Here is a 20,853-nt window from a genome sequence, read left to right as displayed (position 1 = left end):
TCGAATTTCAATCTGTTGCTGTGGTGTCTAGGGTCCAGGGAATAGGAAGATCTGGACCGCTCTGTGAGACAGGCGGACGACTTGATGGGGGGGGCGGCCTGGCCTACTGCCGGCTGAGATGACGCGGCTGAAACAGCTTGAAGTTGGGAGGCAAGCTGCGGAAGCTGGTCGCTACCTGGGGCTGGAGAAAGATGCTGCCCGATGACCTTCAGGCAGCCATCTCGTGCGACCTCGACCTGTCGGTTTCCGCGAAGGCGTGACGCTCGTTGGCAGGGCCGGACACTTGACCGCCCACGTCGCGGCGAGGCACCTCGTGGATCCAACTGCGTTGGGATGGCTTTTCATGGCCGAAAGCTACCCTCGAGATTTGTGCAGTTTGAATGTCCGCTCAGCAGCTTGTTCGTCCACAAGCGGCCCGTCTCCTTGCGGCCCCTTTGCCGCCTCGCCGACGCAAGAACTAGGCAGGCCCCGGGACGACAGCTTTCCGAAGGCCTCGGTAGTCGGCTCTCGCAGCCTCCATCTACAATTGTCGCTGTCTAGGGTTCCTCCACCTGCAGTTTTGCCTGTTCAAGCGACCAGTATTCCATGTCGAACAGATCGGCTTCCGCGAGGGGGCGAAACGTGCCGTAGCGCTCGGCGGCGTGCACGATGCGACAGGTTTGTTCGGCAAGGTCATCTGCAATGCTCGCGGCTTTGGTACCCTTGGCGATGCCGGCGACGCCGTGGCTTGGTTCATCTGCCCTTGCGTCAGCCCGCCGCGATCTGGGCTGCTTGCGGCGTTATCGAGATCGAGATCGAGTAATCCCGTCAGGATGCTGCCCACCAGATGTTCTGCAAACAGGGATGCCGAGCCGGCTGATTGATTTCGTCAACCAGCAGCCCCGTGAACCAGCACCACACGCGGGAGCGGGTCGAGCATGGTCTTGAGCTCGCTCACACATGCGGCGTTTCGCTCGAAATAGGCGGTGTACCGCTCGGTATTCGAATTGGCTCAGTAGCTGACCTTTGGTCGGAACTTTGCCTGTTCGGTTCACGGGACCGAATTTCTCCCTGACCACAAGCGCTTAGCTGGTGGTTGAAAAGCACGGAGCATAGTCTTGGCCGAAACTTTGCCTAAACCAACAACGGGCAGCCCGGCATTTGGCTCCGCGCTCCAAGCCTCTTGCAAATGATTTGCAATTGCACTAACTTCTGAGGGTCAACTGAAACATGCCTGGGATGCCTATGCCTCGCTATCTTCTTTCCGTGCTGCTTGCCGTTGCCGCGCTCTGCTCCACCCTGCCCGCCCAGGCACAGGATCGGTTCAAGGCCGTCACCTCCTTCACCATCATTGCCGATATGGCGCGCAATGTTGCGGGCGACGCTGCCGAAGTGGTGTCCATCACCAAGCCCGGCGCCGAGATCCACAACTACCAGCCGACCCCCGGCGACCTCGTGGGTGCGCAGGACGCCGACCTCATCTTGTGGAACGGGCTTAATCTCGAGCAATGGTTCGAGCAGTTCCTGGGCAATTTGCCCGATGTTCCGAGCGTCGTGGTCAGCCAAGGCATCGAGCCCATTGGCATTGGCCAGGGCCCCTACCAGGGCAAACCCAATCCCCATGCCTGGATGTCGCCCACTGACGCGCTGACCTATGTTGCCAATATCCGCGACGCCTTCGTCGAGCACGATCCCGCCAATGCCGAAACCTACAACGCCAATGCCGAGGCTTATTCCGCCAAGATCGAAGCCGCCATCGCCCCCCTGCGCGCCCAGATCGAGGCCATTCCGCCCGAACGCCGCTGGCTCGTCTCCTCGGAAGGCGCCTTCTCCTATCTCGCTCGCGACCTTGGCCTTAAGGAGCTCTATCTCTGGCCCATCAATGCCGATCAGCAGGGCACGCCCCAGCAGGTGCGCCGCGTGATCGACACTGTGCGCGCCAACAACATCCCCGCAGTGTTCTCTGAATCCACCGTCTCGCCCCGGCCGGCCGAGCAGGTGGCGCGCGAAACTGGCGCCCATTATGGCGGCGTGCTTTATGTGGACTCGCTGTCGGACCCCGATGGCCCCGTGCCGACCTTTCTTGATCTTCTTGCCGTAACCACATCCACCATCGTTGCGGGGTTGCGCCCTTGAATGCCCTTGTCGAACCCGGCCTCGAGGTCGCCGATGTGACCGTTGCTTATCGCAACGGCCATACCGCCCTGCGCCATGCCAGCTTTGCCATTCCGCGCGGCACCATCACCGCGCTTGTGGGTGTCAACGGCTCGGGCAAATCCACCCTGTTCAAGGCCATTATGGGCTTTGTGCCCCTCAGCACCGGTTCGGTCAGCATTCTGGGCCTGTCTGGCAAGGCAGCGCTCAAGCGCAACCTCGTCGCCTATGTGCCGCAAAGCGAGGATGTGGACTGGAACTTCCCGGTGCTGGTGGAGGACGTGGTGATGATGGGGCGCTTCGGGCATATGAACATGCTCCGCATCCCCCGCGCCGTTGACCACCAGATGGTCACCTCCGCCCTTGAGCGCGTCGACATGCTTCCCTTCCGCAAGCGCCAGATCGGCGAGCTATCGGGCGGCCAGCGCAAGCGCGTCTTCCTCGCCCGGGCCCTCGCGCAAGAGTCGGCGGTGATCCTGCTCGACGAGCCGTTCACCGGCGTGGACGTCAAGACCGAGGACGCCATCATCGCCCTGCTCAGCGCGCTCCGGGACGAAGGCAAGGTGATGCTGGTTTCAACCCACAATCTGGGCTCGGTGCCTGAATTCTGCGACCGCACTGTGCTGGTCAAGGGCACCGTCCTCGCCCATGGCCCCACTCCCGAGATCTTCACGCGCGAAAATCTCGAACTCACCTTTGGAGGCGCCCTGCGCCATTTCGTGCTCGCCGGGCAGGGCCTGCATGCCGATGACGATCCGCGCCAGGTCTCGGTGCTCACCGACGATGAGCGGCCACTCGTCATGTATGGCGAAAAGGGCAAGATGACCACGCAGCAATCGGGTACCGAGCCATGATCGAAGCGCTGCTGCAGCCCTTTACCTACAACTACATGATTAACGCCATGTGGGTGTCGGCGCTGGTCGGCGGCGTTTGCGCTTTTCTGTCGGCCTATCTGATGCTCAAGGGCTGGAGTCTCATCGGCGACGCGCTTTCGCACTCCATCGTGCCCGGTGTCGCGGGCGCCTATATGCTGGGCCTGCCCTTTTCACTCGGGGCGTTCCTGTCGGGCGGTCTGGCGGCCGGCGCCATGCTGTTTCTCACCCAGCGCACCAAGCTCAAGGAAGATGCGGTGATCGGGCTGATCTTCACCGGCTTTTTCGGGCTGGGGCTCTTCATGATTTCGCTCTCGCCCACCTCGGTCAACATCCAGACCATCGTCATGGGCAATATCCTGGCCGTCACGCCCAACGAAACCCTGCAGCTGGTGATCATTTCCTTGGTGACGCTAGGCGTCATGCTCCTCCTCTGGAAGGATCTGATGGTCACGTTCTTCGATGAATCCCATGCCCGCTCCATCGGGCTCAACCCGCCGCTGCTCAAGGTCATCTTTTTTACCGTGCTCAGTGCCTCCACCGTCGCGGCCATGCAAACCGTGGGCGCCTTCCTCGTCATCGCCATGGTCGTGACCCCCGGCGCCACTGCCTATCTCCTGGCCGACCGGTTCGGGCGCGTCATCACCATCGCGGTGCTGGTGGGCACCCTTTCAAGTCTTGTCGGCGCCTATCTCTCGTTCTTCCTCGATGGCGCCACCGGCGGCGTGATCGTGTGCCTCCAGACCATCGTGTTCCTGCTTGCCTTTGTGTTCGCCCCCAAGCACGGCATTCTCGCCAATCGCCGTCGCGCGGCGCGGGAGATCGCGCAATGAGCGAGTTCTGGCTCTACGCCCTGTGGCCCTTCAGCTTTCCCTTCATGACCAATGCCATGCTGATTGCGGTGCTGGTTGCCGTGCCCACGGCGCTCCTGTCCTGTTTTCTGGTGCTCAAGGGCTGGTCGCTGATGGGCGATGCCATTTCACACGCCGTGCTCCCCGGCGTCGTGCTCGCCTATATCATTGGCCTGCCCTTTGGCGTCGGTGCCTTTATCGCCGGCATGGGCTGCGCCCTTTCGGTCGGCTTTCTGACTGAGCATAGCCGCATCAAGGAAGACACTGTGATGGGCGTGGTCTTTGCTGGTCTCTTTGGCCTCGGCATCGTGCTCTACACCGCCATCCAGACCGATGTGCATCTCGACCACATCCTCTTCGGCGATATCCTGGGTGTCGATGGCGGCGATCTGGCGCTGTCGGGGATCATCGCGGTCCTTGTTTGTGGCGTGCTCGCCGCCAAATGGCGCGACTTTCTCCTGTTCACCTTCGATCCCCAGCAGGCCGGCGCTATCGGCTTGCCCGTGCGCGCCCTGCATTACGGGCTGCTGGTGCTGCTTTCCCTCACCATTGTCGCCGCCCTTTCGGCAGTGGGCATCGTGCTGGTGGTCGCCATGCTGGTGGGCCCCGGTGCCATCGCCTTCCTGTTGTCCAAGCGCTTTGGTCCAATGATGCTGCTGGCCACGGCTATTTCCGTGAGTTGCTCGCTCCTGGGCATCTATCTCAGCTTCTTCATCGACTCCGCCCCCGCTCCCACGATCGTGCTGCTGCTCAGCGGCGTCTTTGTAGCAACCTTCATCTGGACCACGCGTCGCCCCGCGCCGCTGCCGGTTTGACCCCGGGGCATATCCCCGCGCCGATCACCTGTGATGGCGTGGGGCCCTTTCGCAACGCCTGTCCCCCTCTCCCGTTAACCCAACGGCAAACAGCCCAAGGGAAGAGGAGAAACATTCATGTTCAAGCGCACCACCGCATTGGTTTTGTTGACGGCGGGCCTCTGCAGCCCCGCTTTGGCGCAGGCCCAGCAGATCAACGGCGTCGACGTTCCCGCCGATCAGTTGGGTGCGGTGCAGGCCCGTTGCGACGAGCTGTCCAACAACAATGCTCCCGCGGGCACCGGCCAGGCGAGCGCCGCCACATCAGCGGCCACCCCCGACGCTACGGCGGGCACCAACCCCTCGGCCCCTTCGATCGGCGGCACCTCGCCCCTGGGCGGCAATGACGGAGCGACCGACGCCTCCAACAGCAATGCTGCAGGCTCGGTTGCTGATCCAGCCACCCCCGCTGCCCCGGCGACCAGCATTGACCTTGCCAGCATCGATATTGAAGCGTGTCAGGCTGGCGGCTTCACCACTGGCGCGGCTTCCAATTCGGCGGCTCCGGAAACGCCCGCTGCAACAACCACCAATTCCGGCGCGTCCGCTGCCCCCACGACCAATTAGCCTTTGCTGGCGCGCGGCAGGTCCGCGCGCCAGTTCGTTTCCCCATTTGACTACCACCCTCAATGCTGGCGGGGCGTCATCCAAAGCGCTAGCTTGCGCCCGATTCTGGGGACCAACGCATGAGCGCCGCACGACTTGCCAACAACCATTCGCCTTGCCGGTATGAGCGCTGAAGCCTCGTGAGTGCGCCACCCATTGTCTCGTTCTGGCATGGCCCCATTGGCTGGCTCGAGCGATTGTCGATCACCTCGTTTTTGCGGCACGGCCATTCCGTCGCCGTTTACAGCTTTGATCCGCTGGAGCTGCCTCCGGGCGCCGAGCGGCGCGACGCCGCCGAAATCCTCGGGCGTGAAGCGCTGGTGTTCTACAAGGACCGCGGCACACCGGCGGTATTTTCCGACCGCTTCCGGCTCGAACTTCTGCGCGCCGGGCGCGGCATCTATGCCGATCTGGACGTTTATTGCGTGCGCCCCTTCCCGGAGAACCCCGACTACCTGATGGGGTGGGAGCGCCCCGGCTCGATCAACAATGCCGTGTTGCATATTCCCGCGGACGCCCCGCTCCTGGGGGATCTTCTGGGCATATTCGAGCCGCATAATCGGCCGCTGCTCGAGCCCCACTTACCCTTGGGCCGGCGAGTCGAAGTAGCGGCGCGGCGCCTGCTCGGGCAAAAAGTGCTGCCCCACCAGATGCAGTTCGGCGCCACGGGACCTTTTGCGCTTACCCATTTCATGGCCAAGCGCGATCTGCTCGACCGGGTGCAGCCCCAGCCGGTGTTTTATCCTCTCGCTTATGAGCAGATCCCGGCCCTGATGCAGCCCGGCAGCAGCGTCGGCCCGGCGCTCCGTCCCGAAACCCTCAGCATCCATCTCTGGCGTTCGCAGCTGACCAATCGCGGCCGCGCCGCCCTGCCCGCACCGCCTCCCGGCAGCGCCATGCGCCAGCTCTGCGACCGCGAAGGCATCACGCTGGACTAAGAGAAGGCCGCTGTCGCTCCCCGGAACTCGCTGTCAATCCGGCCTCGAGCCGGGATCCGTCCTGAGCTGTCGTCCTGGGCAGTTCGCCTCGCCCTAACGCCCCAGTTTCTTCATCCACCAGCGCTTCCAGCGGTGCCGGGCGAAGCGGTAAAACAGCTCATTGCCCATCACATGCCGGTAGAGCCGCCCAAAGGCCACCCAGTGGAACATGCCGGCAAAGATGCCCCAGGGTTTGGCTTCCCCGGTATAGTGCAGAATGGCGGGGTCGAGCCCTTCATGGGCGTGGCGGGCATCGATCGTGTTCCAGCGCCAGGGCAGTTGCAGCCAGCGCCGCTTGAACACCAGGTTCAAGAAATCCTGGTCATAATAGATGCGCTCCATCACGCCTTCGCGCAGCGCCACTTCGAGCTGACCCAGGATGTCGGCGTCGCGCCATTGGGCGACATCGATCAGCACCAGCCCCGCATTGAAATAGGGATCGGCGGGATCCAGAATATCGCGATTGGCCTTGAGGTCACGGCCCCCGGTGATGAAGGCGCCCATCGTGTCGCGCACCGCCGCGATGGGATGGCCCAGCATGTCCATCTCCACCAGCTTTTCAATGGCGTCGCGCACCAGCATGTCGCAATCGAGATACAGCACCCGCTCCACCCCCGCCGGCAGCAGGCGATCGATCATCAGCCGGGCATAAACAATGTTACTCAGCCGCTTGTTGAGCGGCATGCGCGCTGCCACATCGGCGAACAGGGGGGAAGCGTCGAGGTCATACCATTCGAGCCGCGCCCCGAACTCGCTCTCAATGGCGAGCAGGTCCTCCTCGTGCTCCACTGTGAGGGTGCGATGGAACAGGTGAAACACCAGGTCGCTGCGCCGATGGGTGAACAGGCACACCGAGCGCATCGTGGCATAGGCCGGCGCCCAAAAATTGTCGTCAAAGGTCAGCGCGATATGGATGGGGCGGTCGCTCAAGGGAAACTCTCTTTAGGCCGGCCGGCGAGCACCGCAATCAGCGACAGCAGCACGGTGTAAACCAGCGTCTGGGCCAACACGCCGAACATGGCGTTGGTCAGCCCCATGCCCGCATAGCCGACGCTGGCGACCAGCGCCAGATAGAGCGCTGGTGCGCGCTGCGACCCTTGGGCGCGCCAGGCGCCGGCAAACGGCGCGAGGAGGATCAAGCCATAGGAGAGCAGGCCCAAAAGGCCCCCCGAAACCGCAAAGTCGGCGATGTCATTGTGCAGATGGTCGTATTTGGGAAACCGCGCCCCTGGAGGGGCAAACTGGGCTGCGGCCTCCATGAAGTGCCCCAGCCCATGCCCCCAGACCGGCGAGGCCATGAAGGCCGCCAAAGCGCTGCGATACATGATGAGGCGCTGGCTGGTGGAATCGTCGCCAGGCTCGCCCGAACGGAACAGCGACACGATCTCGCCAAAGGGCCCCGTGCGCTCGATCCAGCCGGTGCCGATCAGCGCGGCAAACACCAGCAGCGCGGCAACTGCACCACACCCGATCAGCAGCCAGGCGCGCCGGCGCGGCAGATAATGCAGCGCGGCACCGGCGAGCGCGGCCATGCTCATAGGCACAAAGGCCACCAGCGGCCCGCGCGAGCCGGAAAACCAGATCGCCAGCAGCGCCGCGATCGGACCAAGCAGGAACACTGCCCGCCAACGCCATCGGCTCAACACCCCCACTGCCGCGACAAAGCCCAAAGTCAGCGCCAGGTCGGCCAGGTGGATGGGGTTGTTGACCAGCACCCCCCCGCGCGGCTCGCCCATGACAAAGACGTCAAATCCGGCGACCACCGCTCCTGCGATAGCGCCCAGCAACGCCAGCGTCCCCACCGCCGTTAGGGTCAGGCGCGCGCCCAATTGCCCAACCAGGGCAGCATGCGGCGCGGCCAGAAACAGGGGCACAAGAAAAATGATGGCGCCAAACGACATCGGCTCGCGTGCGGAACCCGCGATGGCCAGCAGCATCAAGCCGCCCGCGACCAGCGGCAACCAGGTCGCTGGCTGCCAAAGCGCCCGGCGCCCTTCGGCCGTGGGCAGCAAGGTCAAGCCCACCCCGATCAGCACCAGGGTGAGCATATTGGCGGCCCCCGGCGCTAGCGTCGGCAGGGTCAGCCCGCAAACCAGGGCGCACCATGCCAGCATGGTAAGGGTTGATCGAAGCAAGCGCAGGTCCTGGGCTGAGTGGCTGGGGCGACCATGGTCGCTGCCGCCCCGGCCGTCAACCGGCGCTCACCCCCTGACCACATGAGTGTGGCTTTCGCGCCCCGCTTGACGCGCCGCAATTCTGCAACTAAAGAAGTTACATGAAAAGATCCAGTCGCCTTTCCGTTGCCCTTCATGCCCTTGTGCATCTGCACGCCCAGCCCGAGGACGCGCTGACCTCAGGGGTTCTGGCGGTGTGCCTGCAAACCAATCCGGTGGTGGTCCGCCGTGTGCTCGGCAGCCTGCGCGAAGCGGGTTTGGTGGGCTCCAGCAAGGGCCATGGCGGGGGCTGGCAGTTGGCGCGCCCCGCCCCCGAGATCAGCGTCTTTGATGTGTACCATGCCTTGGGGGAAACGCTTCTCGTGCGCACCGAAAGCGAGCCGGGCGATCCCGGCTGCGCCATTGTGCGCACCGTTGACGGGGTGATGAACGAGGTGCTGGCCGATGCCGAAGCCCTGCTCGCCAACCGGCTGCGCCGCCTGAGCATTGCCCAACTCGCGGCGGGCGCAACTGCGCTTCCCGCTCTTTCCCATTCTTCCGAAAGCCATTTTCATGGATGACGTACTTGTTGTCGGCGGCTCGTTCGCCGGCCTTTCCGCAGCCCTCCAGCTCGGGCGCGCGCGCCGCAAGGTCAGCGTGCTCGATACCGGGCTCAACCGGAACCGCTATGCCGACAGTGCCCACAATGTGCTGGGTCATGACGGGGTAGCGCCCGGCGATATCCTCGCTGCCGCCCGCCGCCAGCTCGAGGCTTATCCCACGGTCAGGCTGATCGAGGGCCGCGCCAGCACCGTTTCAGGCCAGCCCGACGATTTCACGATCACCACCGAGACCGGGGACAGCTTTGCCGCTCGCCGATTGATCCTGAGCTATGGCATCACCGATGAAATGCCCCCCATCCCCGGCTTTGCCGAGGCATGGGGCAAATCGGTGATCCATTGCCCATTCTGCCACGGCTATGAAGCGGGCCCGCGCTGGGGGCTGCTTTACAGCACCCCCATGTCGCTGCATGCCCCGGCCCTTTATGGCGATTGGACCGAGGACATCACGCTGATCCTGGATGGCAATGCCATCCCCGACGCGGAGCGCAACAAGCTGCAGCGACGGGGCGTCAAGATCCATGATGGCAAGCTGGCCGCGGTCCACCAGGACAACGGCCACATGTCGGGCGTGAGCCTCGAAGATGGCACCAAGGTTGAACTCGATGCGCTTTACGCCCATCCCCGCAATCATCCATCCGCCGACCTGCACGAGCAACTCGGGCTCGAGACCGACACCACGCCCACTGGCACCATGGTGGTGGTGGGCGAGCGCCAGGCCACCTCGCGCGAGGGGGTCTTCGCGGCGGGCGACCTCACCACCCCCATGCACAGTGTCACCAGCGCCGCCTATGCCGGCTCGATGGCCGCCATGGGCGCGCAGCAGTCCATGCTCCTTTAGCGCAGCCAGCCCTTGGGGCTGGGGTGCAGCTCCATCTGCCCCCCGGCCGTGGCCGCGTCGATCGCTGCGATCTCCTCGGCGCTGAGCGCAAGATTGTTGAGCACGCCCAGATTGTCCTTGAGCTGGTCGAGATTGCGCACCCCGATCAGCGCCGAGGTCATTTCGGGCCGGCGCAGCACCCAGCTCAGCGCCAGCTGCACTAGGCTCTGCCCGCGTGCCTTGGCGATTTCGCCCAGCTTGTCGACGGCCTCGAGCACCCGCGGCTCGATATGGCTGGCGCGCAACGAGCCATTGGGGTTCTCCCCGCGCGTGCCTTCCTTTTTGCCATTGTTGTATTTGCCCGACAGCACGCCCTGCGCCAGGGGCGAAAAGGCGATCATGCCGATCCCTAATTCCCCACAGGCGTCGATGGTGTGATCGTTCTCGATCCAGCGATTGAGCACGGAATAGCTGGGCTGGTGAATGGTGGTCTGCACCCCCATTTCCTTGAGGATCCGGTAGGCCTCGCGCGTTTGCGCCTCGGGATAGGACGAGATGCCGACATAAAGCGCCTTGCCGACCCGCACCGCATGGGCCAGCGCCCCCATGGTCTCCTCGAGCGGCGTGTTGGGATCAAAGCGGTGGGAGTAAAAGATATCGACATAGTCGAGCCCCATCCGCCCCAGGCTTTGGTCAAGGCTCGCCAGCAGATATTTGCGGCTGCCGAACTCGCCATAGGGGCCCGGCCACATATTGTAGCCCGCCTTGGTGGAAATGATCAGCTCGTCCCGATAGGGGCGAAAATCGCGCGCCATCACCTGGCCGAACAGCTCTTCGGCCGAGCCAGCCGGAGGCCCGTAATTGTTGGCGAGGTCGAAATGAGTGACACCGGCATCAAAGGCGTGGCCCAGGATTTCCATGGCGCTGGGGTAGTCGCGCGTGCCCCCGAAATTCTGCCACAGCCCGAGGCTCACCACCGGCAGCTGCAGGCCCGAACGGCCGGAATGGCGATATTGCATTGTGTCGTAGCGCGCCGTATCAGCCCGATAAGTCATGGTTCTTGCCTCCCAGAAATGTGCGATTGCGCGACCGCGCGCTGCTTGGCGCAGGGCGTGACGCGATGATAGAGAGCCAGACGCCATTCAGCGTCTGCCGGAATCCCGATGCCCGATAACTTGCCGCAAGCCGCCCTGCCATACAAGGTCATGGCCGTTTATAAGTTCGCTGATCTGCCTGATGCCGCGGCCATTCAGCCGGTGCTGACGCAGTTCTGCTGCGTGCGCGCGATCAAGGGCACGTTGATCCTCGCGCCTGAAGGCATCAATGGCACGGTTGCCGGCACCCCCGAGGCCATCGACGCCCTGCACGCCTTTTTGCTCGAAGATCCGCTATGGGCGAGCCGACTCGACGGTGCCGAGATCAAGTTCTCCGGCGCTGCCGAAATGCCGTTCCTGCGCATGAAGGTTCGCCTCAAGCACGAGATCGTCACCCTGCGCGCCCCCGAAGCCAATCCGTCCCAAACCGTGGGCACTTATGTGGCGCCCGCCGACTGGAACAGCCTGATCGAGCGCGATGATGTGGTGCTGGTCGATACCCGCAACGACTACGAAGTGGGGCTGGGCACCTTCAAGGGCGCGCTCGATCCAGCGACCGCGACCTTCACCGAGTTCAAGGACTATGTGGCGACCCATCTTGATCCCGCGCGCGACAAGAAAGTCGCCATGTTTTGCACCGGCGGCATCCGCTGCGAAAAGGCGTCTTCCTACCTGTTGAGCCAGGGCTTTGCCGAAGTGTTCCACCTCAAGGGGGGCATTCTGGCCTATCTTGAAACCGTTCCCGAACCCGAAAGCCGGTTTGAGGGCGAGTGCTTTGTGTTCGATGATCGCGTCGCGGTCGGACATGGCCTGGCGCAAGGTGAGGCGACCCTCTGCCGCGCCTGCCGCCACCCGCTCACCCCCGCCGATCGCGCCGATCCGCGCTTTAGCGAAGGCGTCGCCTGCCCCCATTGCGCTGACGACACCGCCAAGCATGCCGCCGCTGCCGAGCGGCAAAAACAGATCGAACTCGCCCGCCAACGCGGCACCGCCCATCTCGGCGACGAAGCCGCCGAAGCGGCCCGCCGCGCCAAGCAGCGCAAACGCGACCAAGCCGAACAATCGCGTCTGAGGAACAACCGGGGCTAACGCGCCGGCGCACCTTACCGGCAGGCGCACGCCCTCTCCGACCCACCAGCTGTCATCCCGGCCCTGAGCCGGGATCCATCCTGAGATGCGGGTAAGGGGCCTCTACCCCTTGACCCCGTACCGCAGCATCACACCGCCGGTTTGCAGGGGCCGCGCTTCCAGCAGGGTCCAGTTCTGCGGCTGCTCGGCGGGCTTGAAGAGGGGCGTGCCGCGTCCCTGCACCACTGGCGCCAGGCACAGCCGGTATTCATCCACCAGCCCTGCCGCGAGCAGGCTGCCCAGCAGTTGCGCGCTGCCAAACACATAAAGATCGCCGCCATCCTCGCGCTTGAGCGCCGCGATGGTTTGGGCCGCATCGCCCCCGAGCACCCGCGTATTGTTCCACTCGGCGGTTGTGAGCGTATTGGACACCACTATCTTGGGAATGGCGTTCATGCGCTCGGCCACCAAGCCTTCATCGGCCGCTGTGGGCCAGTAGGCCGCCATGCCTTCATAGGTCTTGCGCCCGAAGATCAGGGTTTTGTCGCCCTCCATCTGTTCGCGCGATTGCGCCTCGAGTTCGGGGCCCCAGACCACATTGTGAAAGCTCAAATCCCAGGGCTGGGCGCCTTCGAAATAGCCATCCAGCGTCATGACGTTCCAGGCCAGCAATGAACGCATACAAACCTCCTTTTGGTTGCCGGGCGCGATCCATTGGCTGACAAGCCGGGGCTCGCTCCGCTTACGGATCAAAGAGTGGGCATCAATTGGCGAGCGCGAGTGCCAGAGCGTCCATCAATTGTTCCGTGCCTTCTTGGCGTTGGCGCGAATTGTCGAGCCCGTCCAGGAACGCCCCCTGCTCGGTGACGATCATCCGCGTGCCCTCGCCTTCGGGCACCAGCTCGACCGTCGCGACCGACACCGAAATACGCCGGCCGTCCATCAGCATCTCGTAGGCATAGACGATGCGCTGGTTGGGGACGATGTCGTGATAGCGCACATCGAACACGAACTGGGCGCCATTGGGCCCGTTATCGGCCTGATATTCCCGGCCGCCGACCTTGAACTCGAAAATCTCGCCCACCGGAAACCACTTGGCCTTTTGTTCCCGGTCCGACCAGGCGCGAAACACACGCTCTGGCTTGGCGGGAAGAACCCGGTCAATGGTGAAGCTGCCATGGGAAACGGAACGATCGGTCATGAATCTCTTCCTTTGGATGGTGTTGGTGGTGAAGGCTCGTCATCCTCGGCCAGCAAGGCGCCCAGTCGATCAAAGCGCTGCGCCCATGCCTGGCGGCGCTGGTTGATCCAGCGCTCGGCGCTCCCCAGAACCTCGAGGTCGAGCGTGCAGGTGCGCACCCGACCCACTTTTTCGGTTCGCACCAGCCCGGCGTCTTCAAGCACCCGCAGGTGCTGTGTCAGGCCGGGCAGCGACATGGCGAACGGCTCGGCAAGCTCGCTCACCGTTGCCGATCCGGCGGTCAGCCGCTCCACCACCGCCCGACGGGTCGGATCGGCAAGGGCGCGGTAGATCTGGTCGAGTTTGTCGTCTTGGTTAAGCATGCACTTAAGTATCGCAGTCCAGCCGGAGCGTCAACGCTTAAGTTGTCGCTTAAGTATTTGAATGCCCAATTGCCTGGCCGGGCTCAGCCGCGCGACTGGTGCACATAGCCCCGCGCCGAGGCGGGTATTTCGGCGGCCAGCCATTCGCGAAAGCGGCGTAGCTTCGTCGTTTCGCGTCGCCCTTTGACCGTCGCCAGCCAATACTGATGGGGTCCGCTCACTGGACCGGTAAAGGGGCGCACCAGCCGGCCATCGCTGACCGCATCGGCGCTCATCATGTCCACCGCCATCAGCACGCCTTGTTCGGAAATCGCCGCATCAAAGGCGAGCGAGGGATCGGAATAGGTGGGACCATGCAGGCGCCGCTCTGCGTCCAATCCCACCGATTTCAGCCACAGATCCCAGGACAGCATGGTAGTTTCGTCGCGGATCACGGGCACCCCATACAGATCGCTGGGATGCTTGAGGGCCCGAGCAATGGGCGGAGCACACACGGGCTGGAACTCGGCGCCCCCGATCGGTGTCGCGATCACGCCCGGCCAGTTGCCGGCGCCGAAGCGAATGCCGCAGTCGATATCGGGGCGCTGCAGATCGAGCATGGCACCCGTCACTGTCAGCCGCACCTCGATCTCGGGATAAAGCGTCGTGAACTTGTTGATCCGCCAGATCAGCCAGCGCGAAGCGAAAACGCTCCCTACCGTCAGGTTGAGAATGGCCTCGTCACTGCCGCTCAGTTCCGCCAGCCCGTCCTGGAGCGCGGCAAAGCCGGCGCTGAGCTGGGGCAAGGCAGCGCGCAAGGCTGCGGTGGGCACCAGCCCCTGCCCGGTACGCTCGAACAGCTCCATGCCCAGCCGCGCCTCGGCCCGCCGCAAGTGCTGGCTCACGGCGCCAAGGGTCACGCCCAGCTCCTCGGCCGCGGGCGCCAGCGCGCCACGCCGCGCCACGATCTCGATCGCGCGCACCGCATTGAGGGGAATGGGAAAGCCCTTGCTCATGGAGATTTTCTATAATGGCGCCGCGACCTTGTCGATTGCCCGAGCTCCGACCCGCGCGCATTCTGGGCCCCATCTCACACCTTGCCCCGGAAAGGAGCCGACAAAATGTTTGTTCTTGCCCGTCTCCGTCAATGGCTGTTGCCCTGGTTCAGCCTGCCCGCCGCGCCACCGCCCGAGCCGGAAGCGCCGGGGCTGCGCGACTGGGCCGATCTGCCCCCGCACCACCCGGTTTGCGGGGGAGCGCCGTAGACAAGCCACATTCGCGCGTTCCAAGGGGAGCAACCCCGCCGGGCCCTGCCCGCCGCCCCAAAGGAGCTGTTCCATGTTGCGCCCACTCGTTCTTGCTGCCGTCCTGATCTTGCCGCTCACCGCCGCCCAGGCGCAGCAAGCCGCGCCGACGACGACCCCCGCTCCGGCCGAAATCAGCATCGATCCGGCCGCCCCGGTTAACGCCACGCCCAAGCAGGCCAATCTGCTCACCGGGCTTTATGCAACCAAGGCCATCATCGAGATCTGCGCCATCACCGTGGATGAAAATGCCACCTCGCGCATGAACAACGACCAGAAGCGCTTCGAGGCGGGCCTGGGCATGGATGACGCGGCCGCGACCGAAGCCTATGCCAAGATCAAGGCCGATGTGGAGCGCACCACGCCCGATTGCGCCGAAGGTGGCGCTGACCGGCAAAATGCCGAAGCGGTGGTGAACATCTATGCCGGGATGAAAAGCGGCAGTTAACGCGCGCTAAACCATCTTTGCGGTCCCCCGCGGTTCTGCTAGACGCTTGCCCATGACAACGCCGCAGAACCGCATCCGCAATTTTTCCATCGTCGCCCATATCGACCATGGCAAGTCCACCCTGGCCGACCGGCTGATCCAGCTCACCGGTGGGCTGGAGCTGCGCGAGATGAAGGAGCAGGTGCTCGACTCGATGGATATCGAGCGCGAGCGCGGCATCACCATCAAGGCGCAAACCGTGCGCCTCAAATACCACGCGGCGGATGGCGAGGATTATATCCTCAACCTCATCGACACGCCCGGACACGTCGACTTCGCCTATGAAGTCAGCCGGAGCATGGCCGCCGTCGAGGGCTCGCTCCTTGTAGTCGACGCTTCCCAGGGCGTTGAGGCGCAGACCTTGGCCAATGTGTACCATGCCCTCGACGCCGGCCACGAAATCGTGCCCGTGCTCAACAAGGTCGACCTGCCCGCCGCCGATATTCCGCGCGTCAAACAGCAGATCGAGGACGTGATCGGCATCGATGCGTCCGATGCGCTCGAGATCTCAGCCAAGACCGGGCTCGGCATCGACACCGTGCTCGAAGCCATCGTCACCCGCCTGCCCCCGCCCAAGGGCATTCTCGACGCCCCGCTCAAGGCGCTCTTGGTTGATTCGTGGTACGACACTTATCTCGGCGTCGTGGTGCTGATCCGCGTTGTCGATGGCACGGTCAAGAAGGGCCAGCGCATCCGCATGATGGCGTCGGGCGCCGTGTATGAGCTCGACCGCGTCGGCGTGTTCACCCCCAAGCTTGTCGATGTCGGCGAACTCGGCCCGGGGGAACTGGGCTTTTTCACCGCTTCCATCAAGGAAGTGGCCGATACCAATGTCGGCGATACCATCACCGATGATCGCAAGCCCACCGCCGAGGCCCTCCCAGGCTTCCGCCCGGCCCAGCCGGTGGTGTTCTGCGGCCTCTTTCCCGTCGATGCCTCCGATTTCGACGAGCTGCGCGCCGCCATGGGCAAGCTGCGGCTCAACGATGCCAGTTTTTCCTTCGAAATGGAAACTTCGGCCGCGCTCGGTTTTGGCTTCCGCTGCGGCTTTTTGGGCCTGCTGCACCTCGAAATCATCCAGGAGCGCCTAAGCCGCGAGTTCAATCTCGATCTGATCGCCACCGCCCCTTCGGTGGTCTACGAGGTCGAGATGACCAATGGCGAGGTGGTGATGCTCCACAACCCCGCCGATCTGCCCGATGTGATGAAGATCGCCGAGATCCGCGAGCCCTGGATCAAGGCCACCATTCTCACCCCCGACGAATATCTCGGCTCGATCCTCAAGCTCTGCCAGGACCGGCGCGGCATCCAGCGCAACCTCTCCTATGTCGGCAATCGCGCCATGGTGGAATATGATTTGCCGCTCAACGAGGTGGTGTTCGATTTCTATGATCGGCTGAAATCCATCTCCAAGGGCTATGCCAGCTTTGACTACCAGCTGGCCGAGCATCGCCCCGGGGATCTCGTGAAGCTTTCGGTGCTGGTCAACAGCGAGCCGGTGGATGCCCTGTCGATGCTGGTGCACCGCACCGTCGCCGAATCGCGCGGCCGCATCATGTGCGAAAAGCTCAAGGACCTGATCCCGCCCCATCTGTTCGTCATTCCGATCCAGGCGGCGATTGGCGGCAAGATCATCGCCCGCGAAACCGTGCGCGCCATGCGCAAGGACGTGACGGCCAAGTGCTATGGCGGCGACGCCACCCGCAAGCGCAAGCTCTTGGAAAAGCAAAAAGCCGGCAAAAAGCGCATGCGCCAGTTCGGCTCGGTGGAAATCCCGCAAGAGGCCTTCATCAAGGCGCTGAAGATGGGCGACGACTAAACAAACCAGCCGCCCCAACTTGCCAATATTGTCCCGTTATGCTTTCTGCCTTCAAACGGCAGCGAGGGGCTATGCCTGAAGAATTTCAGTTCGCTAACATATGTGGCGAACGAGGGGTGCTTGACGTAGTATTTGTTCATGGCCTTGGAGGAAACCACGTTGAGACGTGGAGCAACCCCAATGCCACTGAGCCCGAGGGCTCCTTCTGGCCCCTGTGGCTTCACGCTGACGTCCCAGGACTAGCCTTATATACACTAGGCTATCCTGCATCTTGGTTCGTGAAGTGGGCCAAGAAGGAGATGGACCTATACGAACGGGCCAAACAGGTTCTCGAGACCTTGGCGGGCTATGGCTTTGGTGAGAAGCCGTTAGTTTTCGTTTGCCATAGTTTGGGCGGCCTGCTTGCAAAGCAGATTGTAAGAACAGCCCTCGAATCCCGGGACCCGGGTTGGCGGGCAATAGGTACAAGTTCGCGCGCCATCTTCTTTATCGCAACGCCGCATCGCGGCGCAGCGATGGCAAACGTGTTTAGGCAGTTTAGCAGTCGCCTATCCTCTCCACATATGGAGGTTTTACGCCAAGACAACCCAGAGCTAGTGGCACTCAACGACGCATGCAGGCAGAACTGCGATGCGAACGACATCGATGTTCACGTCTACTATGAGAAATTTGCCACCAAAATTGGGCTGATTGTCGACCTTCCTAGCGCCGATCCAGGGATCGGCACTTACTCGCCAGTCCCTATTGACGCCGACCACATAAACATCTGCCGACCTGTTAACCGACACGCCTCGATATACCTCGGCATAAGGCGACGGCTGACGGCGCTGACTAAGTCACTTCCAGATGAGCCCGAGTCAAACCTCGAAGGCCATTTTCCTCCCGATCTGTTAGGTGACCCCAATACTCTAGACCGGCGAGACCTGCACCAGAAACTAATGGATGGTGATAGGGAGCATGAATATGGCTTGGCAAACGAAGCTCAAAATCGTTTTGCGCGGCAATATATGAGTACCGGCCTAAGATTTGAGCATCGGCGCCTCAACGATGAGCTGCTCGCCGACGTACAGCAAATGTTCAACACCTTTGTCTATCACGCAAAAATCTGCAAGGGCGCAACATTCGAGGAAATTGACGCGGCCGTCCGAGAGAGCGTGATCGAGCCTGTGATAGCCAAATATTCTTCTCATAAGGCAAGCGCAGCAACCGTCCAAAACGCAATATACTTCCTCACTGAGAAGTGCCACATCCGGTGGGACGCACTGTGAGGGATATGCTTTGGTACGCCCAGCTAGATGTCTATGACACGTTACGCCGGTGCCTCCTTCTCCTTAGTATTTGGCAGGAGGGATGCCGAGGGCGGGAGCGGCTGTTTATATCGGACTTCTATCTGGCCAATCCCGCACTCCTGCATCGCACTAGGATGACTCTGGTGGCGCGAAGGGATTTTAGCGAACTGGCGTTACCGAGAGAAGATTTTGTGGAGTACCCCCCGCTCCCGTCCTTTATGAACGAATGAGCGGCGCACAAATGGAGGCATTTCAGAACCTTGTGGGTAGAGGCCTCATGGATTTGAGCAGCCTGAGCGATGGGGTACTTACTCTCAGCCCGATCGGCCGTGCCGCAGCTGAGAGCACCCCGTTCGCAACCGAAGCAGAGAAGCGCACGGCTCGCTTTCTTACTACGTCGTTTCTTCAGGTAGGTTCTGGGGTGGGCGGCCTCCGAGCAGCAACCGGACTCCGGAGAATTGGATCTTGAGCAGCTTCCTAGCGCTCCGTCGGCTAAGGGTTATGAAAGGCGGGCAAGCGGCCTATGACCAACAGTTCCACCTAGGAACAAATATCATAAGGGGCGAGAACGGCTCCGGAAAATCTACCATTTCTGACTTCATCTTCTTCGCCTTAGGCGGTGAATTTGATGCCTGGAAGGACGCAGCCAGTCTCTGCGACGAGGTGCAGGCAGAAGTACAGACCGCGACCGCATTTATAACAGTGAAGCGCTCCACAGAGAGTAGGCAGGCCGCTGCATTCGTGTTCTTTGGCAGAATGGACAAAGCTTCCTCCTCGGGCATAGACGGGTGGGAGCGTTTTCCAATACGCCGGGGCTCGGACACGGGGCTGTCGTTTTCGCAATTTTTATTCAGGTCCTGTCTGATCCCAGAAGCTACGCATGAAGCGGGATCTAACATTACCCTGCATCAAATATTGCGACTGATGTACTCGGACCAACAAACGCCAGCCGGAAAGCTGTTCCGATTTGAGTCGTTTGACACCAGAGACATCCGTCAGGCAGTCGGAGATCTCCTACTTGGGGTTAATAGCTACGAGCTATACGACACCCAGCTCGCGCTTCGTCAGTTGAAAGCTGAATACCTGATCAAGGACAGACTTTATACGGCTGCTTTAGCTGCTCTGCCGAGGGCAGAAGGCCTGAGTAATGTCGCCAGTCTGGACGCCAGAATCCTCGAGATACGGAACGAGATCGGCGGTATAAAAGACCGGATAGAAAACGTTGACACCATTGTTAACTCCGGCGAGACGGAGAATTTTGTCGCTTCGCGGGAAAGAATGCGCCGGCAATTAAAGAGGGCCAGTGCGGCATTGACCGAGCAGGAACGACTCGCAACGGCTGCCGAATTTGAGTTAGGGGAGATAGAGGCGTTTCTAGTCTATTTAGAGGAGCTTCTGGCTAAGATTAGCTCTGCGGCCTCGTTAGCTGCATTAGTGGGGGAGTTGGAGTTCCGCTATTGTCCCGCCTGCCTCAAGCCACTGCCGGATCACGGCGCAGGCAATTGCGTTGTTTGCGGCACCACCGTTGACGAAGAAAGCCAGCACTCGAAGTACCTAGAACTCAAGATAGATAATGAACTCCAAATCAAAGAAACAGGGCAGCTACTTTCCGCCAAAAGGGCAGAACATGCCGAGCTACTGAACCGAACTCGTGAGAGCAAAAGGGTGTTCCACGAGCAGCTGACTGAATTCTCTAATCGATACGAGGCAGGAAACTCGCCGAGGGAAGCATTCCTCGCCACGCAAAATCGGCGTATGGGGGCCCTTGAACGCGAGGGCGATCATCTAGAGGAGTTGCGAGAGGCACTGATTCGACTTGATAGCTTAAGTCGGGAGCGTTCCGACCTTAATGACCGCATAGTAGCTCTGGAAGCACGTTCCCTGCGCCTCTCAGTAGCGTCAGATACTCGGACCAACAAAGCGATGGTAGCTGTAGATGCTATCGGACGCGGTCTCCTTAAGCAAGACCTTGCCCGGCAGGACGAGTTTGAAAGCCCGAAGAAGTTCTCCATCGATTTCGGAGATGACGCTATCATGGTGGACGGGAAAATGAACTTCGCTGAGAGCAGCAATGTGATTGCGAAGAATACAGCGTTACTGGCGCTATTTAGCGCCGCTACGCTCGATGAACAATTCTGGCACCCAAGGTTCCTACTGCTCGATAATGTCGAAGACAAAGGCATGGAATTGCCACGTTCTCACAACTTTCAAAAACTAATTTTGCAGCGATCACGCGCCGCAAGGCTCCCTCATCAGATTATCTTCACCACTTCGATGATGAATCCGGAATTGGATCTCGATGAACTCACGGTTGGACCTAGTTATACGCGCTCCAATAAGGCGCTAAAATTGAAGCCGTAATCC

At 61.8% G+C, this 20,853-nt stretch carries 21 protein-coding genes and 1 pseudogene; 14 read left to right on the top strand and 8 right to left on the bottom strand.

The window, feature by feature from the left end; genetic code table 11:
• Window positions 1–536 precede the first annotated feature (536 nt).
• Window positions 537–695 (bottom strand): annotated as a pseudogene (locus tag HRU92_RS20605) (class II aldolase); the annotation flags it as partial.
• Between the two features lie 523 nt (window positions 696–1,218).
• Here HRU92_RS20605 and HRU92_RS15975 point away from each other — a divergent pair.
• The 6 genes from HRU92_RS15975 to HRU92_RS15950 all read left to right on the top strand — a co-directional run bounded on the left by HRU92_RS15975 (window position 1,219) and on the right by HRU92_RS15950 (window position 6,254).
• Window positions 1,219–2,115: a metal ABC transporter substrate-binding protein gene (locus HRU92_RS15975; RefSeq protein WP_172121940.1), complete on the top strand. Its 897-nt coding sequence runs from the start codon at window positions 1,219–1,221 to the stop codon at window positions 2,113–2,115.
• Entirely contained in the window at window positions 2,112–2,987 is an 876-nt protein-coding gene (locus HRU92_RS15970; protein ID WP_172121939.1) for a manganese/iron ABC transporter ATP-binding protein, read from the top strand. The genes HRU92_RS15975 and HRU92_RS15970 overlap by 4 nt, the downstream gene beginning before the upstream one ends.
• Entirely contained in the window at window positions 2,984–3,838 is an 855-nt protein-coding gene (locus HRU92_RS15965; protein ID WP_172121938.1) for a metal ABC transporter permease, read from the top strand. The genes HRU92_RS15970 and HRU92_RS15965 overlap by 4 nt, the downstream gene beginning before the upstream one ends.
• Complete coding sequence (locus HRU92_RS15960; RefSeq protein ID WP_172121937.1) at window positions 3,835–4,671, top strand: metal ABC transporter permease; 837 nt, start codon at window positions 3,835–3,837, stop codon at window positions 4,669–4,671. The genes HRU92_RS15965 and HRU92_RS15960 overlap by 4 nt, the downstream gene beginning before the upstream one ends.
• A gap of 117 nt (window positions 4,672–4,788) precedes the next feature.
• Window positions 4,789–5,277 carry a hypothetical protein gene (locus HRU92_RS15955; protein ID WP_172121936.1) on the top strand — a complete coding sequence of 163 codons (489 nt, stop codon included), beginning with the start codon at window positions 4,789–4,791 and terminating at the stop codon, window positions 5,275–5,277.
• Between the two features lie 179 nt (window positions 5,278–5,456).
• Window positions 5,457–6,254 (top strand): hypothetical protein, encoded by a 798-nt coding sequence (locus tag HRU92_RS15950; protein ID WP_172121935.1) that lies wholly within the window; start codon window positions 5,457–5,459, stop codon window positions 6,252–6,254.
• Window positions 6,255–6,347: 93 nt separating this feature from the next.
• Here HRU92_RS15950 and HRU92_RS15945 read toward each other — a convergent pair whose 3' ends face one another.
• Complete coding sequence (locus HRU92_RS15945; RefSeq protein ID WP_172121934.1) at window positions 6,348–7,223, bottom strand: glycosyltransferase family 8 protein; 876 nt, start codon at window positions 7,221–7,223, stop codon at window positions 6,348–6,350.
• A complete protein-coding gene (locus tag HRU92_RS15940) occupies window positions 7,220–8,428 on the bottom strand; it encodes an O-antigen ligase family protein (RefSeq protein WP_172121933.1) in 1,209 nt (402 codons plus the stop codon). The genes HRU92_RS15945 and HRU92_RS15940 overlap by 4 nt, the downstream gene beginning before the upstream one ends.
• Window positions 8,429–8,568: 140 nt before the next feature.
• Between HRU92_RS15940 and HRU92_RS15935 the strand changes: the two genes are divergently transcribed.
• Window positions 8,569–9,027, top strand: coding sequence for an Rrf2 family transcriptional regulator (locus tag HRU92_RS15935; RefSeq protein ID WP_127751725.1), 459 nt, complete (start codon window positions 8,569–8,571; stop codon window positions 9,025–9,027).
• Entirely contained in the window at window positions 9,020–9,907 is an 888-nt protein-coding gene (locus HRU92_RS15930; RefSeq protein ID WP_173088503.1) for an NAD(P)/FAD-dependent oxidoreductase, read from the top strand. Before HRU92_RS15935 ends, HRU92_RS15930 begins: the two co-directional genes overlap by 8 nt.
• Here HRU92_RS15930 and HRU92_RS15925 read toward each other — a convergent pair.
• Window positions 9,904–10,941 (bottom strand): aldo/keto reductase, encoded by a 1,038-nt coding sequence (locus HRU92_RS15925; protein WP_172121931.1) that lies wholly within the window; start codon window positions 10,939–10,941, stop codon window positions 9,904–9,906. The two genes, HRU92_RS15930 and HRU92_RS15925, sit on opposite strands and share 4 nt — an antisense overlap.
• A gap of 108 nt (window positions 10,942–11,049) precedes the next feature.
• Between HRU92_RS15925 and HRU92_RS15920 the strand changes: the two genes are divergently transcribed.
• Window positions 11,050–12,069, top strand: coding sequence for a rhodanese-related sulfurtransferase (locus HRU92_RS15920; RefSeq protein ID WP_173088501.1), 1,020 nt, complete (start codon window positions 11,050–11,052; stop codon window positions 12,067–12,069).
• A gap of 102 nt (window positions 12,070–12,171) precedes the next feature.
• Here the strand turns inward: HRU92_RS15920 and HRU92_RS15915 are convergent, their stop codons facing one another.
• The 4 genes from HRU92_RS15915 to HRU92_RS15900 all read right to left on the bottom strand — a co-directional run bounded on the left by HRU92_RS15915 (window position 12,172) and on the right by HRU92_RS15900 (window position 14,606).
• A complete protein-coding gene (locus HRU92_RS15915) occupies window positions 12,172–12,729 on the bottom strand; it encodes a dihydrofolate reductase family protein (RefSeq protein ID WP_172121929.1) in 558 nt (185 codons plus the stop codon).
• Window positions 12,730–12,811: 82 nt separating this feature from the next.
• Window positions 12,812–13,249 carry an SRPBCC family protein gene (locus HRU92_RS15910; RefSeq protein ID WP_173088499.1) on the bottom strand — a complete coding sequence of 146 codons (438 nt, stop codon included), beginning with the start codon at window positions 13,247–13,249 and terminating at the stop codon, window positions 12,812–12,814.
• Complete coding sequence (locus HRU92_RS15905; protein WP_173088497.1) at window positions 13,246–13,611, bottom strand: metalloregulator ArsR/SmtB family transcription factor; 366 nt, start codon at window positions 13,609–13,611, stop codon at window positions 13,246–13,248. The genes HRU92_RS15910 and HRU92_RS15905 overlap by 4 nt, the downstream gene beginning before the upstream one ends.
• 83 nt (window positions 13,612–13,694) lie before the next feature.
• On the bottom strand, window positions 13,695–14,606 hold the full coding sequence (locus HRU92_RS15900; protein ID WP_173088495.1) for a LysR substrate-binding domain-containing protein: 912 nt from the start codon (window positions 14,604–14,606) through the stop codon (window positions 13,695–13,697).
• 105 nt (window positions 14,607–14,711) lie between these two features.
• On the opposite strand from HRU92_RS15900, the gene HRU92_RS15895 reads away from it, so the two are divergent.
• The 5 genes from HRU92_RS15895 to HRU92_RS15875 all read left to right on the top strand — a co-directional run bounded on the left by HRU92_RS15895 (window position 14,712) and on the right by HRU92_RS15875 (window position 20,850).
• Window positions 14,712–14,855 (top strand): hypothetical protein, encoded by a 144-nt coding sequence (locus HRU92_RS15895; protein WP_173088493.1) that lies wholly within the window; start codon window positions 14,712–14,714, stop codon window positions 14,853–14,855.
• A gap of 73 nt (window positions 14,856–14,928) precedes the next feature.
• Window positions 14,929–15,342, top strand: coding sequence for a hypothetical protein (locus HRU92_RS15890; protein WP_172121924.1), 414 nt, complete (start codon window positions 14,929–14,931; stop codon window positions 15,340–15,342).
• 52 nt (window positions 15,343–15,394) lie between these two features.
• Window positions 15,395–17,200, top strand: a complete 1,806-nt coding sequence (gene lepA / locus HRU92_RS15885) for a translation elongation factor 4 (RefSeq protein ID WP_173088491.1) — start codon at window positions 15,395–15,397, stop codon at window positions 17,198–17,200.
• A gap of 71 nt (window positions 17,201–17,271) precedes the next feature.
• Window positions 17,272–18,468: an ABC-three component system protein gene (locus HRU92_RS15880; RefSeq protein WP_173088489.1), complete on the top strand. Its 1,197-nt coding sequence runs from the start codon at window positions 17,272–17,274 to the stop codon at window positions 18,466–18,468.
• 486 nt (window positions 18,469–18,954) lie between these two features.
• Window positions 18,955–20,850, top strand: a complete 1,896-nt coding sequence (locus tag HRU92_RS15875) for an AAA family ATPase (protein ID WP_173088487.1) — start codon at window positions 18,955–18,957, stop codon at window positions 20,848–20,850.
• Window positions 20,851–20,853 lie beyond the last annotated feature (3 nt).

The sequence above is a fragment of the Devosia sp. 1635 genome (genome assembly GCF_013185955.1).
Lineage (GTDB): Bacteria > Pseudomonadota > Alphaproteobacteria > Rhizobiales > Devosiaceae > Devosia.
This window is presented reverse-complemented; position numbering and strand designations above follow the sequence as displayed.

Excerpts from the sequence above, each read along its gene's own strand:
- HRU92_RS15905 (WP_173088497.1), bottom strand. The coding sequence starts at position 13,611 with ATGCTTAACCAAGACGACAAACTCGACCAGATCTACCGCGCCCTTGCC.
- HRU92_RS15930 (WP_173088503.1), top strand. The coding sequence starts at position 9,020 with ATGGATGACGTACTTGTTGTCGGCGGCTCGTTCGCCGGCCTTTCCGCA.
- HRU92_RS15915 (WP_172121929.1), bottom strand. The coding sequence starts at position 12,729 with ATGCGTTCATTGCTGGCCTGGAACGTCATGACGCTGGATGGCTATTTC.
- lepA (WP_173088491.1), top strand. The coding sequence starts at position 15,395 with ATGACAACGCCGCAGAACCGCATCCGCAATTTTTCCATCGTCGCCCAT.
- HRU92_RS15920 (WP_173088501.1), top strand. The coding sequence starts at position 11,050 with ATGCCCGATAACTTGCCGCAAGCCGCCCTGCCATACAAGGTCATGGCC.
- HRU92_RS15900 (WP_173088495.1), bottom strand. The coding sequence starts at position 14,606 with ATGAGCAAGGGCTTTCCCATTCCCCTCAATGCGGTGCGCGCGATCGAG.
- HRU92_RS15975 (WP_172121940.1), top strand. The coding sequence starts at position 1,219 with ATGCCTATGCCTCGCTATCTTCTTTCCGTGCTGCTTGCCGTTGCCGCG.
- HRU92_RS15890 (WP_172121924.1), top strand. The coding sequence starts at position 14,929 with ATGTTGCGCCCACTCGTTCTTGCTGCCGTCCTGATCTTGCCGCTCACC.
- HRU92_RS15895 (WP_173088493.1), top strand. The coding sequence starts at position 14,712 with ATGTTTGTTCTTGCCCGTCTCCGTCAATGGCTGTTGCCCTGGTTCAGC.
- HRU92_RS15925 (WP_172121931.1), bottom strand. The coding sequence starts at position 10,941 with ATGACTTATCGGGCTGATACGGCGCGCTACGACACAATGCAATATCGC.
- HRU92_RS15880 (WP_173088489.1), top strand. The coding sequence starts at position 17,272 with ATGCCTGAAGAATTTCAGTTCGCTAACATATGTGGCGAACGAGGGGTG.
- HRU92_RS15910 (WP_173088499.1), bottom strand. The coding sequence starts at position 13,249 with ATGACCGATCGTTCCGTTTCCCATGGCAGCTTCACCATTGACCGGGTT.
- HRU92_RS15960 (WP_172121937.1), top strand. The coding sequence starts at position 3,835 with ATGAGCGAGTTCTGGCTCTACGCCCTGTGGCCCTTCAGCTTTCCCTTC.
- HRU92_RS15965 (WP_172121938.1), top strand. The coding sequence starts at position 2,984 with ATGATCGAAGCGCTGCTGCAGCCCTTTACCTACAACTACATGATTAAC.
- HRU92_RS15955 (WP_172121936.1), top strand. The coding sequence starts at position 4,789 with ATGTTCAAGCGCACCACCGCATTGGTTTTGTTGACGGCGGGCCTCTGC.
- HRU92_RS15935 (WP_127751725.1), top strand. The coding sequence starts at position 8,569 with ATGAAAAGATCCAGTCGCCTTTCCGTTGCCCTTCATGCCCTTGTGCAT.